The organism is Persicobacter diffluens (assembly GCF_036244895.1).
Taxonomy (GTDB): Bacteria; Bacteroidota; Bacteroidia; order Cytophagales; family Cyclobacteriaceae; genus Persicobacter; species Persicobacter diffluens.
In genome coordinates this window covers 1-12567 of sequence record NZ_BQKE01000009.1, presented here as the reverse complement: position 1 = coordinate 12567, position 12567 = coordinate 1, and the positions used below count along the sequence as shown (strand labels likewise).

The following is a 12567-nucleotide window of genomic DNA, read 5'->3' as shown; positions in this document are numbered from 1 at the left end:
AGGTTCCAATTTGCATCTGAGTATCGAACCACAAACTAAAATCTTTAATATAATTTGTTTCATTAAATAATTACTTCAGTCGAATAAAATTCATTTAAAACAGTTTGCTCCCGTTTCAAGAACTACGCAACATATATTTAACTGTAATTTAAGTGCTTCATGTATGTTTGACACAATATTAATTCAAACGTCCATTTTAAAAAAACATTTCGATATATTGCAACTGATAATGGGAAAGGTGCTAAAATTTGGCAAAAAAAAGCTTACTTATGGTAATTAAACCAGTTGTAATGGGCTATTTTTAACTCGAACCTCTTGGATTTATTAAACAAAATCCTCTTTTAGAAATATGGTCATATTAGGAATTTCAGCGTTGTATCATGATTCTGCTGCTGCAATAATTATTGATGGAAAGGTCAAAGTTGCAATGCATGAAGAGCGTTTTTCTAGAGTTAAACACGATAAGTCATTCCCATTGAATGCGATAAGGGCTTGCTTAGAAGATTGTTCGTTGACGATCGCGAATGTTGATATAGTAACCTACTATGAAAAGCCATTATTAAAATTTGAGCGCTTACTCGACACTTTTCACCAACATGCTCCAAAAGGGTTAAATACGTTCTTAAAATCAATGCCTAAATGGGGTAAGGAGAGCCTTTTTATTAAAAAAATAATACGGAAAGAACTTGGAAAGTTGGGGATAATTAAGGAGAAAACGAAAATATTATTCTCAGAGCACCATTTATCTCATGCATCTCAATCGTATTTTGGTTCAGGTTATAATAATGCGGCAATATTAGTTATTGATGGTGTAGGAGAATGGGTAACATCTACAATCGGATATGGGCATGGGAATAAGATAAAAATTTTAGAGGAGCAACATTACCCACATTCCTTGGGTTTATTGTACTCTTCATTTACTTACTTTCTCGGTTTTAAGGTTAATTCAGGAGAGTATAAATTAATGGGGCTAGCACCATTTGGAGATGATAATTCAAATGAATATCAAAAATACAAACGACTAATATTAGATAATTTACTTACCGTAAAAAAAAATGGATCAATTACAATAAATCAATCATTTTTTGATTATTCTATTGGATCTAAAATGATAAAAACAAATAAATGGGAGAAACTATTTGGGATTAAAAAAAGAGAGCCCGAATCTAAATTAAATCTATCCCATTGCAACTTAGCCTTGGCTATTCAGCACCTCGTAGAGGATATCTCCTTAAGGATAGTCAAATATGTGAAGAAATTAACAAACTCGAATAACCTTTGCCTTTCAGGGGGGTTCTTCTTAAATGGTGCTGTAAATGGGAAGATTGTTGAATCAAATATATTTGAAAATGTACATGTTCCATTTGCACCAGGGGATGCCGGAGGAGCTATAGGAGCATGTTTAGCTATTTGGAATATTTATCTTGAAAAAAAGACCCATAATAATACCATAAACAACGTGTATTTAGGTCGAAAATATGAAGATAAACTAATAAAAAATGAATTATTAAAGAAGAATGCATTTTTCGTAAAGTATTCTAAATTCGATGCTTTAATTAGTGATGTTACTACTCTTTTGTCTGAGGGAAAAATTATAGGATGGTATCAAGGTCGTTCTGAATTTGGACCCAGAGCGTTAGGAAACAGAAGTATTTTAGCAGATCCAAGACTGGTAAATGCTCAGAATGTAATAAACAATGACGTAAAGTTTCGAGAATCATTTAGACCATTTGCTCCAGCCATACTTCAGTCACATGCTAATCAATATTTCAATATTGTAAGCTCACCACATATGCAATTTGTGAAAGAGATTAGACAGGAATACCAATTCATAATAAAAGATAAACATTCACGAACAATAGTTGAGCAACTACAGCTACCCCGATCTCCCTTTCCGAGTATAACCCATGTTGATTTCACTTCCAGAGTACAAACGGTTAATAGGAAGGATAATGAACGATTTTGGCAATTACTAACCCATTTTCATAATTCAACAGGATGTCCTATGCTATTAAACACAAGCTTTAACATTAGGGGAGAACCGATTGTTGAAACTCCCTACGATGCATTAAACTGTTTTTACTCATCCGGAATTGACTATTTAGTGATTAATAATTTTTTACTAAAAAAGAGAATATGGAATCGTTAATTGATTTATTTAAATTTATAATTGAAAGAAAAAAATACTATTTAATACCTATTGTGATCTTTGTGGTCATTGTAGGCATTTTGGCCGTGGCTACTGAAAACCCATACCTATCACCTTTTATTTATTCTCTTTTTTAATAATGAAATATAGAGCGACAGTTGGAATCAGTGTATGGTGCATGATTTTGTTCCTACACACACCCATTTCCATATTGATTTTTTTATTTCCAATAATAATATTCACCGTATCCTTAGTTTTTAGTCGGGTACGCAAAAGAGTTAATTATATTTGGGATCGTATTTCTAATTTTGTGAGATCAATTTTGACTTCAATATTATTGGCAATAGCCTACTTTATTTTAGTCACTCCAATTGGGTTTATAAGACGACATTTGACCTCAAAATCATATAATGGTTTTTCTCAACGTAATTATACTTATTCAAAAAATGATTTTCACAAACCTTGGTAACTAATTTCCCACTTTATCATACCATTTAAATATTAGCTAATAACAAACTATCAAAATGATGCATCATCTATCGATATATTATATAGTTTTCACCAAACTAAGTGCAAATAAGCCATGATATTTAATCTTTTAAAATCATATCATATTTTTCATTTTTAATACCAACTTTTAGATCATTTAATTAAAATTCATTTTCACAAATGAAAAGCAGACTGAGCAAATTAGTAAAAAACACTATTATGGGCGCTCTGACCTATCTTACGACATCTGGAAATGTTAATGGAGTAACGTCCAATGAAAATCTAGAGGAAGATAAACTATTTGATAGTGAAGGGGAGATTTTATCTTTAACCCCAAATTTTAACTTAAAACCTAAATTATTATTGAGGCAAAACAGCATGGGTGAGTTCGACTTTAAGATGCACAGATCACATAGGTCACATCAATCTCACAGGTCACATTATTCCAGTAACTCTGGACATGCCTCACACTTTTCTCACTATTCTTCAAGTACAACAACTACACCTTCAACAACTTACCCATCTACTTCAACCTATTCAAACGGAAATGGCGGTAGTACTTTCACCAAACCGCCAGTTAAGAAGACTCATGACAGGATTAAGTTTAAGAACTTATGTGGAGAAACTATACATGTTCTATTAAGATATAAGGATATTTCAACGGGCCTATGGACTACAAAAGGTTGGTGGAAAGTTGCCCCTGATGAAACAGCATATGTTGTTAATGTAAACAACTCAAATTTATACTTTTATGCTGAATCTAACTCCTACAAATGGGAAGGGCAAGATAATTTCAAATCCTTTGAGGGGGAAACATATGGAATGAGGGAAGTATCAGTAAATGGTGATTCCTTAGGAGATTGTATATTCAAAATAACATGCGAGAAATGATGGTCAAAATAAATAGAATTTCAGAGACGAAATTAGCCGTTACGGTCAGTGATAATGAATATAAGGAGGCTGTTGTACTTAAATGTTTCTATTGGTATAGTAAGGAGTGTGTGGTTGACTTCTCAAAGAAAGAAGGAGAACAGTACGAAGTGGTGTTGACAAAAAAAGAGGGGGAGATTTCTGATGGATTATTTGCCTATTTATCCAACAAGATTAAGCAGGACTTATACGATTATAAGTTACGTGATCTTGTCCAAGATGAGACCAGTCTTATTCGAGAATTGCTAATAGCTAAGGCTTTTGCTAACTCAGATGATTTTGATAATCCTCCTCCAGGAGAGGTTTCAGACCCTGTTGGTTATACCCCTAAGTATTAAAAGTAGTTGAACGAAAAGCATGAGTAGGAAATTTAAGCCATATACAGCATTTTCTCCAAATAGTAGCGAACCGTATTTTTTACTGCCCTTTAAATTTCATAGAATATCAGAGAACCGAGAAGTGTTGGTAAATGAGGTTGGTGATTTCTTGATTTGTGACAAGGGAACGGTACAGCAAGTTGTTGAAAGAACCCTAGATAGTGAGAGCGAACTATATCAGGACCTTATAGCAAGGTTCTTTATTTCAGAGAAGCAGGTGCCGGACCTGATAGATGTCTATGCAACCCGCTACCGCACCAAAAAGGCATTTCTCGACCACTTTACAGGTTTGCACATATTTGTGATTACGCTTCGTTGTAATCATTCTTGCCATTATTGTCAGGTTTCCCGAAAAACGGAAACTCAGGGAGCATTTGATATGTGCTATAGCGATATTGACCGATCAATAGACCTGATGCTGATGTCTCCTTCTCCAGATATTACCATGGAGTTTCAGGGAGGAGAGCCGTTACTAGCATTTGATAAGGTGAAATACGCTATTGAGCGTACTATCGAGTTAAATGAGCAGTGCCAGAAGAATATCAACTTCGTAATCTGTACTAACCTTACACCGATTACTGAAGAAATGTTGGAATACTGTAAAGAGAGAAATGTGCTACTGTCTATGTCACTAGATGGCCCTGCATTTATTCATGACAGTAACCGCCCCAAAACAGGTACCCCTAGCTATGATATGGTTGTAGATGGTTTAAGAAGAAGTAGAGAAGTTGTTCCTGAGGATAATATATCTGCTTTGATGACTACCACCCACTTAAGTCTGGAGCATCCTAGGGCAATTATAGACAACTATTTGGAAAATGGTTTCAACCATATTTTTCTTAGAGCAATCAGTCCTTATGGGTTTGCTTTAAAGAATGCCAAGAAAAATATCTATGAGGCTGAGAAGTATCTTGAGTTCTATAAGGAAGGACTTGATTATATTTTAGAGCTCAATAGGCAGGGGACTTTCTTTATTGAAGACTATGCTTCTATTGTATTGAAGAAGATTCTGACACCCTTTACACCAGGCTTTGTTGACTTGCAGTCTCCGGCAGGGATTATCAATGGCGTGGTAGTGTATAACTATGACGGTTACGTGTATGCCAGTGATGAATCTAGAATGCTGGCAGAAAATAAGGATTTCACCTTCAGGCTTGGTAAGATAACAGACTCTTATCAAGACATCTTCTACGGAGAAAAAGCGCAGTGGATTGCCGAGTCATGGGCAGTGGAGTCTTTGGCGGGTTGTTCTGACTGTGGACTGCAGGCTTATTGTGGAGCAGATCCTGTACGTAACTACGCCACGCAGAGAGATATAGAGGGTCACCGACCAACTTCTACCCATTGTATCAAGAACAAGGGGATTATTGAGCACTTATTGAAGCTTATTGATGACAAAGAAGCCGGAAATGAGGCCATTTTTAGGTCTTGGATCAATAACAATCCTTACAACTAATCGCTATGACGTTATTAAGAACCAGAGGAAAGGCCATAGGGGTAGAGCATATCCTAGTTGGTCGTGTAGAGCACTCAGATGAGGGAATATACCTGAGAAATGAGCAACAGTCTGCTGATCCCGTGGCATTTTTAAGCGAGGCATCTGAAAAAGAAGTGGCCATGCCGGCTATTATTGGAGTGAGGAACCTAAATCATTTGGATGAGGGAGATATCGTTTTGGTAGATGGCAGGGGAAGTGTGCAGTCTTTGTTCAGAGGCAATTCATTTCACAACTCCTTATTTATAACAGACAGGTGTAATAGCAACTGCCTGATGTGCTCCCAACCTCCAAAAGACAAGGAGGACCTTGACCACTACTACGGCATTAATAATCAGGTGATAGACCTTATGCCTCAAACGGTTCAAGAGTTAGGCATTACAGGGGGAGAGCCTACCTTGTTGGGAGAGCGTTTCCCTATGCTACTCAATAAGCTGAAGGTGCAGTTGCCCGAAACAGACGTGCATGTCCTGACCAATGGCAGATCCTTCGCTTGGAAGAATGTGGTGGATGGCATCAGTCAGATAGAGCACTATAAGACGGTTTATGGAGTGCCGCTGTATTCAGACTATGCACCTCTTCATGATTATATCGTACAAGCAAAGGATGCTTTTAACCAGACGGTGATAGGCCTGCATAATGCTGCTCGCTATGGCCTACGTTTGGAGGTAAGGGTTGTGTTGCACAAGCAAACCTATAAGAGGTTGCCTGCATTGGCAAGGTTTATCTACCAGAACTTGCCGTTTGTAGAGCATATTGCATTCATGGGTTTAGAGTATACAGGATACACGCCCTATAACACAGAAAAGCTCTTTATCAATCCAGATGAGTATGCCAACGAGCTTGCTGAGGCAGTAGAGTATCTTTCCTCATTTGGTATGCATGTGTCCATATACAACCTACAGCACTGCTTGTTGCCGGAACGTCTGTGGAAGTTTACCAGAAACTCTATATCCGACTGGAAGAGGGGGTATTTGGACGAGTGTGCGAATTGTAGCCAACTAGAGTCTTGTGGAGGCGTATTTACCACCTCAAAGCAGCATAGTGCAAATATAAAAGCGATTGCTTCGGTATGAGTAATTTGAAGAGGAAGGCGAACGCATTAACCAACATAGTGTATGTATTACTAGGGGGTGTTTTTTTCAACCCTTTTGTCATATATGCGGTTACTAACAGTTTGCTATTGTCGTTAGGGAGCTGTCTGGGCTTAATTGTGGTGTTGGTTATAGGTAAGTTGCTTTTTAAAACCAATGCGCTAAATGTTTATGTGGTTAACTTTGCGGCCATTATTTCCGTTTTTCTGCATGCGGAGCTCGTGTTCAACAATAACTTTATTGAGTATAATATTGAAGACCTCTATAATATTAAGGAGGGTTATTATTTTAATAAACCATACCTGAACCAGAGAATCAATGACAAGGAGTATTCGGTAGACTATATAACGAATAGCCAAGGCTTCAGAATTTCTAGAAACTCCTTGAGTGACAAGGAGGTCAGCAAGGCAGATTGGCTGTTTATTGGTGACTCCTATACTCAGGGGGCTCAGGTAGAATTTGAAGAGTTGTACACAAGCCTTTTATACCGTGACAATCCGGATAAGATAATTGTTAATGCGGGGATTAGTGGCTTTGGCATTCCTCAGGAATATGCCTACTACAAATATGAAGGCCACAAACTTAATGCCTCTAAAGTCTTTCTGCAGTTGTGTAACTTCAATGATTTTATGCAAGTGGAGGAGCGGAACTTTGGCTGGACTGATTACCTGATGCAGCATAGCAATTTTATCCGATATCTGCTTTATGACTTTAAGTATGCCAATCCCGCTGAATTACCCCTAGGACGCTGGACAGAGCCATTTTATCCTTCAAGAAAGGAGAATGAGCTGTTTAATATCTTCTACAAGGAAAGCTCTAAGCAAAAAGAGGCAGACATTACCAATGTCAGGCACTATATCGAACTTTTGAATGAGGAATGTATACGCAATAACGCAGAGCTGGTAATTTTGCTGATCCCAACCAAGGAACAAGTCTCTGACAGGTTCTTGGCAGAGGTACTGCAGTCTTATGATATAGCAGAAGAAGACTTGGATATGGAAAGGCCCAACAGACTGGTTTCTGAAATAGGAAAAGACTTGGGTATTGAGGTAATCGACACCTACAACAGCTTTAAGCGACAGGGTCCATTCCCTTTCTTTGACTATGACGAACACCTTAACAGGTATGGGCACCAGTTATTGGCAAATGCTGTTAACAGGCGGTACTTATCGACTGAGGTAAAAATGCTCAGCACATCTTCTGTGGGAGACCGTTATCCTACTTTTAGTCCGGATGGCTCACAAATCCTGTACCAGTCATTTAAAGACAGGAATACGGAGATTTTTGTAGGAGATAGCTTAATGCATAACGTTTCTAGGCTAACCTTTAATGACATAGATGAGATTCATCCCCATTACTGTCAGGTAAATGATAAGCTCGTTTTTACAGAAGGAGATCAGGCTACCTTGCAAACCAATGTAGTGATGATGAATCCTGACCAGTCCGAAAGGATAGTAATTACCTCATCGCCAACAGAATTTGGAGCAATACCTTATTTTTCGCCAGATGGTGGCAAGCTAACTTACCCTGAGTGGACAGTGGATGAGGAAGGGGGGTTTACCAATCCTCAAATCGTCATTTTGGATTTGAAGAATGAAGAAAAGCAATATATAACCACTGATGCCTATGAAAGCTGGCGTCCAGTATTCTCGCCTGATGGGTCTTCTGTGGCGTACATTTCTAAACAAGTTGAAGAGCAATTTGACGTATTCCTGTATGATCTAGAAAAGGAAGAGGTAATGAAAATTACCGAAACACCATATGACGAGTGGGACCCCTCGTTTTCTTGGGACGGAAAGAAAGTAGCATACGCAGGGTTTTACAGTGATAATTGGGACCTTTTTGTCTATTCTATCGAGGAGGGGTACAGTGAGCGTATTACAACAACAAAGGGGGATGAATGGGACCCAGCTTTCCACCCAGACAACAAACGGATAATCTATGCTGGTGAGTATGGGTTAAACAATGGTATTTATATCAAAACAATTGAGCAGGGGCCCAAGATGCCTGTTGCTAGACCTCGGTAATTTATGTCCTTTACATCCTCAGAGTTCTTGATTGTTGTCTTTCTTTCTATGGTATTTACCTTTTTGATAAAGCCACTCAAAGTAAGGCAACTGCTTCTCTTAAGTTTGAGCTACTTCTTCTATGCAGCGATGGATAGCTTATTTGTATGGTTACTATTACTTATAACAGTGGTTTTTTATCTTTTGGGTAAGTGGATCGAGGAGAATCCAGAGAAGCCGAAAAAGCAGATAAAGCTACTTGGGGTTGGAGTGATATTAGTGATTGCCATCCTGTCAATTTTTAAGCTACAATACCTATTCTCCTTGAATGGAGGGGCTTGGTTGCTTCCTGTTGGGGTGTCTTTCTATTCATTTCAGGCGATTAGCTACCTTGTAGATATTTACAAAAACCGTATTAAAGCTGAGAAAGAAATGATCAGTTTTGCTCTTTACTTATCCTTCTATCCTCAGATTTTATCGGGTCCAATAGAGAGGGCACAAAATTTACTTAGCCAACTAAAAAAATTACAGAAACCCTCTCCACAATTATTTATCGAAGGAGGTAGAAGAATAGTATTCGGATACTTCTGCAAGCTAATTATAGCGAATAAGGTCTTCGATATTGTATCCCCTATTATGGATAGTTATGAGAGACAAAATACTACAACGCTTTTGTTTAGTTGCTTTTTATATTATATGTATATATTCTTTGATTTTAGCGGATATACAAATATCGCTATTGGCGTAGCTAATACAATGGGAATTAGACTCTCGGAAAACTTCAATAAACCGTTCTTGGCGATTTCTTTGAAAGACTTTTGGCATAGATGGCACATTACTCTATCAACGTGGTTTCGGGATTATTTATTTATCCCTCTAGGAGGTAGCAAAAGCAAATACAAATATGTTATTGTCATTTTTGTTTTTATGGTTAGTGGTCTTTGGCACGGGCCAACATATAACTTTATTCTTTGGGGAGTATATCATGGCTTACTTTACGTAGTTGAACAGTTGGTTAAAAAGTATATTCCCTTTACAAAATATTTAGATAAAGCAATTGTATTTCGCCAAATAGTTACAACATCAATAATATCATTAGGCTGGATATGTTTTTACTTCCCTGATTATAGTACTATAATTAATGTTTACAAACATATGATAATAATTCCACTGGATTTCAACTTTAGTACGATTTATCAATTATTATCAAGGCATAATATCCTTTTATTCATCCTACTATTATTTTCCATATTTATTGACACACATAGAATAAAATATTTTTCATATCCATATAATAAACTACATTCAAAACACAATCTAATAAACTTAATGATACTAGACATCCAAATTATTTCGATATTTCTATTAGGTGATATAGGACAAAGAGAATTTGTTTATTTTCAATTTTAACTCTAAATGTCATTATGATTAATGTTAACCCATAGGCTACCCCTATCCAAAATCAGAATACCATAACTTGCTGGTATTCTGATTTTTTTTGATCTTTACCGAATATCACTACCCTACCCGTTCAAATTTTTTCAAAATGAAAGCAATTTACATCCGAGTATCCACCGAAGGTCAGAACATCGCCATCCAAAAAGGAGAAGGCAAAGAGTTCATCGATAAGTGCTCCGGCACCATCCCGTTTTTTGAGCGGCCGGCCGTTAAGAAATTAACCCGCGCCATTGAAGCGGGTAAGATCTCGGAGTTGGAGGTAACCCGTCTGGACCGTTTTGGTCGGAAAGCAGAGGATGTAAAGCAGGCGATCAATTGGTTTGGTCGCAGGAAGGTCCAGGTGATTATTAAGAATCAAGGCTTGGTTTGTTTCAATGACCGCTGGTCTTTAACACCTGCTACCCGGATGATCATCGGGGTACTGGCTGAGTTTGCGGAATTCGAGCGGGAGGTGATTAAAGAAAAGACCCTTGCAGGTATTGCCCTGGCGAAGGTGGAAGGAAAGTTTAAAGGCCGGAAGCCTGGCTCGAAAAATATCCGGAAGCACCACCAATACGATAGCGTGATGGCCCATTTGGAATCCGGAAAGTCGGTGACACAAATTCATCGGTTGACTGGCGTAAGTCGGGTGAGTATTGCGAAATGGAGGGATCAGGGAAAATCTTCCTAATCTCTACTCAAAACACAGCGTGTCGAAAAAAAATGAAAATTTCGACACTCTTTTTAGCTATGATGAAAAAAATTGATTTTTTCGACATACATTTAACCTATGTCGAAAAAAAGAAAATTTTTCGACACTCCTTGTTTTAATGACGGAAATATCGAAAAAATTCAACATGGCCAATACAGCACCTTTTTCCCTCTCAGAACTACCATATGCGCTTTCTAACTTTGAATCCATTGGTATTTACAAACAACTCACGAAATCAAGTCGTGCCTTAGCTGAGCTAAAAGGTGTTGTGAAGAGCATCCCCAATGAAGAAATTTTACTGAATACTTTAGCACTTCAGGAGGCTAAAGACAGTTCCGAGGTAGAAAATATCGTGACGACCCATGATGAACTTTTCCGTAATCAACTGGATCAAAACTTCGATTCCATTGCCACAAAAGAAGTTCAAAATTACACGGAAGCATTAAAAAGAGGATGGGCATTAGTGCAGGGAAAAGGGCTATTATTGAATAAGCACATCCTTGAAATTCAGGAAACCCTTGAGAAGAATAAAGCAGGCTTTCGCGCTGTTCCGGGAACCTCTCTTAAAAATCAAAAGGGAGAAGTAATTTATACCCCACCACAGCATCCGGAAGATATTATAAATCTGATGTCAAATTTAGAGGCCTACATCAACAATACCGAAATGCAGGATCTCGACCCTTTAATCAAAATGGCGATTATTCATTTCCAGTTTGAAAGTATACATCCGTTTTATGATGGCAATGGACGAACCGGCCGAATTATCAATGTATTGTTTCTGACCGTGACTGGCCTATTAGACCTACCCGTACTCTACCTTAGCCGATTTATTAATCAAAATAAAGCCGACTATTATCACAAAATACAAAATGTCAGGGATGAAAATGCCTGGGAAGATTGGGTGTTATTCATGCTGAAAACCGTAGAAGAAACCGCCAATGAAACCATCCGACTGATCCGGATAATTCAGAAGCAAATGCATACCTATAAAAAGGTAATGCGGGAACAAACGAAATTTTATAGCAAAGATCTGTTAGAACATCTCTTCCGACATCCCTATACCAAAGTACAGTTTTTACAAAAAGAATTGGGTAAGCACCGTCAGACTGTCTCTACTTATCTGGATAAACTGTGTGAACTGAACCTGCTGAAAAAAGAAACTCATGGAAATACCAATTATTATATCAACCGCTCTTTATTTGAATTATTGAAAAATGGTATGCAGGAGGTTTAACTCCTACTCTGCCCAAAAAAATGAGCTCTTGAAAACAGTTTGTTTTAATGATCGGTGGTCCCTGACTCCCTCTACCAGGATGATCATTGGGGTGTTGGCCGGGTTTGTAGAATTCGAGCGGGAGATCATCAAAGAAAAACCTTAGCTGGAATCGCTGTGGCAAAAATGGAAGGCAAGTTCAAAGGCAGAAAACCAAGCAGTAAGAATATCCGGAAACATCATCAATACGATAGTATGATGGCTCATTTAGCTTCGGGGAAGTCTGTTTCGGATATTTATCGAATGATGGGCGTTAGTGGGGTGATTATTGCGAAATGGCGGGATGAGAGCCAATAGAAGTCTTCCTATCCTAATATAGCTAACGGCAAAATTTGCCTATAGCTTCCCTCTTATATTTCCCCTTTCTAAAAATCCTATTAAATTGCTCTCTGATAGATTTTTTGATATAGAATGACTACACAATCCGAGCAAGCTTTAGAGAATAACTTAATTGCCCAACTTCAAAAAATGGGCTATGAGAAAGTGGACATCCCTGATGAGAATGCCCTTTTGGCGAATTTGAGGGCGACTTTGGCAAAGCATAATAACGCCACTTTTTCCGATGTAGAATTCAAACAGGTAATGAATTACCTGAACAAGAGCAG

The 12567-nt window shown here is 37.9% G+C and carries 12 protein-coding genes; all 12 read left to right on the top strand.

Annotation, left to right across the window (positions count from 1 at the left end; translation table 11 throughout):
* Positions 1–349 precede the first annotated feature (349 nt).
* Entirely contained in the window at positions 350–2149 is a 1800-nt protein-coding gene (locus tag AAA970_RS26750) for a carbamoyltransferase family protein (protein WP_338240019.1), read from the top strand.
* On the top strand, positions 2137–2286 hold the full coding sequence (locus AAA970_RS27905; RefSeq protein ID WP_420916759.1) for a DUF5989 family protein: 150 nt from the start codon (positions 2137–2139) through the stop codon (positions 2284–2286). Before AAA970_RS26750 ends, AAA970_RS27905 begins: the two co-directional genes overlap by 13 nt.
* Before the next feature lie 532 nt (positions 2287–2818).
* Positions 2819–3529 carry a DUF1036 domain-containing protein gene (locus AAA970_RS26745; protein ID WP_338240017.1) on the top strand — a complete coding sequence of 237 codons (711 nt, stop codon included), beginning with the start codon at positions 2819–2821 and terminating at the stop codon, positions 3527–3529.
* On the top strand, positions 3526–3906 hold the full coding sequence (hxsD, locus tag AAA970_RS26740) for a His-Xaa-Ser system protein HxsD (protein WP_338240015.1): 381 nt from the start codon (positions 3526–3528) through the stop codon (positions 3904–3906). Before AAA970_RS26745 ends, hxsD begins: the two co-directional genes overlap by 4 nt.
* A 19-nt stretch (positions 3907–3925) precedes the next feature.
* Positions 3926–5401: a His-Xaa-Ser system radical SAM maturase HxsB gene (hxsB, locus tag AAA970_RS26735; protein WP_338240013.1), complete on the top strand. Its 1476-nt coding sequence runs from the start codon at positions 3926–3928 to the stop codon at positions 5399–5401.
* A 5-nt stretch (positions 5402–5406) separates the two neighbouring features.
* Positions 5407–6516 carry a His-Xaa-Ser system radical SAM maturase HxsC gene (hxsC, locus tag AAA970_RS26730; protein WP_338240011.1) on the top strand — a complete coding sequence of 370 codons (1110 nt, stop codon included), beginning with the start codon at positions 5407–5409 and terminating at the stop codon, positions 6514–6516.
* Positions 6513–8561 (top strand): hypothetical protein, encoded by a 2049-nt coding sequence (locus AAA970_RS26725; RefSeq protein ID WP_338240009.1) that lies wholly within the window; start codon positions 6513–6515, stop codon positions 8559–8561. Before hxsC ends, AAA970_RS26725 begins: the two co-directional genes overlap by 4 nt.
* A 3-nt stretch (positions 8562–8564) precedes the next feature.
* Positions 8565–9950, top strand: a complete 1386-nt coding sequence (locus tag AAA970_RS26720) for an MBOAT family O-acyltransferase (RefSeq protein ID WP_338240007.1) — start codon at positions 8565–8567, stop codon at positions 9948–9950.
* Between the two features lie 136 nt (positions 9951–10086).
* Positions 10087–10668 (top strand): recombinase family protein, encoded by a 582-nt coding sequence (locus AAA970_RS26715; protein ID WP_060688889.1) that lies wholly within the window; start codon positions 10087–10089, stop codon positions 10666–10668.
* A 166-nt stretch (positions 10669–10834) separates the two neighbouring features.
* The gene (locus AAA970_RS26710; RefSeq protein ID WP_338240006.1) at positions 10835–11923 is read left to right on the top strand and encodes a Fic family protein; all 1089 of its coding nucleotides are present in this window, start codon (positions 10835–10837) and stop codon (positions 11921–11923) included.
* Positions 11924–12088: 165 nt separating this feature from the next.
* Positions 12089–12259, top strand: coding sequence for a hypothetical protein (locus AAA970_RS26705; RefSeq protein ID WP_338240004.1), 171 nt, complete (start codon positions 12089–12091; stop codon positions 12257–12259).
* A 114-nt stretch (positions 12260–12373) separates the two neighbouring features.
* Positions 12374–12567 (top strand): hypothetical protein (locus tag AAA970_RS26700; RefSeq protein ID WP_338240003.1); only part of this gene is annotated, 194 nt, incomplete at its 3' end.

Excerpts from the sequence above, each read along its gene's own strand:
- AAA970_RS26705 (WP_338240004.1), top strand. The coding sequence starts at position 12,089 with ATGGAAGGCAAGTTCAAAGGCAGAAAACCAAGCAGTAAGAATATCCGG.
- AAA970_RS26710 (WP_338240006.1), top strand. The coding sequence starts at position 10,835 with ATGGCCAATACAGCACCTTTTTCCCTCTCAGAACTACCATATGCGCTT.
- hxsC (WP_338240011.1), top strand. The coding sequence starts at position 5,407 with ATGACGTTATTAAGAACCAGAGGAAAGGCCATAGGGGTAGAGCATATC.
- AAA970_RS26715 (WP_060688889.1), top strand. The coding sequence starts at position 10,087 with ATGAAAGCAATTTACATCCGAGTATCCACCGAAGGTCAGAACATCGCC.
- AAA970_RS26745 (WP_338240017.1), top strand. The coding sequence starts at position 2,819 with ATGAAAAGCAGACTGAGCAAATTAGTAAAAAACACTATTATGGGCGCT.
- AAA970_RS26750 (WP_338240019.1), top strand. The coding sequence starts at position 350 with ATGGTCATATTAGGAATTTCAGCGTTGTATCATGATTCTGCTGCTGCA.
- AAA970_RS26725 (WP_338240009.1), top strand. The coding sequence starts at position 6,513 with ATGAGTAATTTGAAGAGGAAGGCGAACGCATTAACCAACATAGTGTAT.
- hxsB (WP_338240013.1), top strand. The coding sequence starts at position 3,926 with ATGAGTAGGAAATTTAAGCCATATACAGCATTTTCTCCAAATAGTAGC.
- AAA970_RS27905 (WP_420916759.1), top strand. The coding sequence starts at position 2,137 with ATGGAATCGTTAATTGATTTATTTAAATTTATAATTGAAAGAAAAAAA.
- AAA970_RS26720 (WP_338240007.1), top strand. The coding sequence starts at position 8,565 with ATGTCCTTTACATCCTCAGAGTTCTTGATTGTTGTCTTTCTTTCTATG.
- hxsD (WP_338240015.1), top strand. The coding sequence starts at position 3,526 with ATGATGGTCAAAATAAATAGAATTTCAGAGACGAAATTAGCCGTTACG.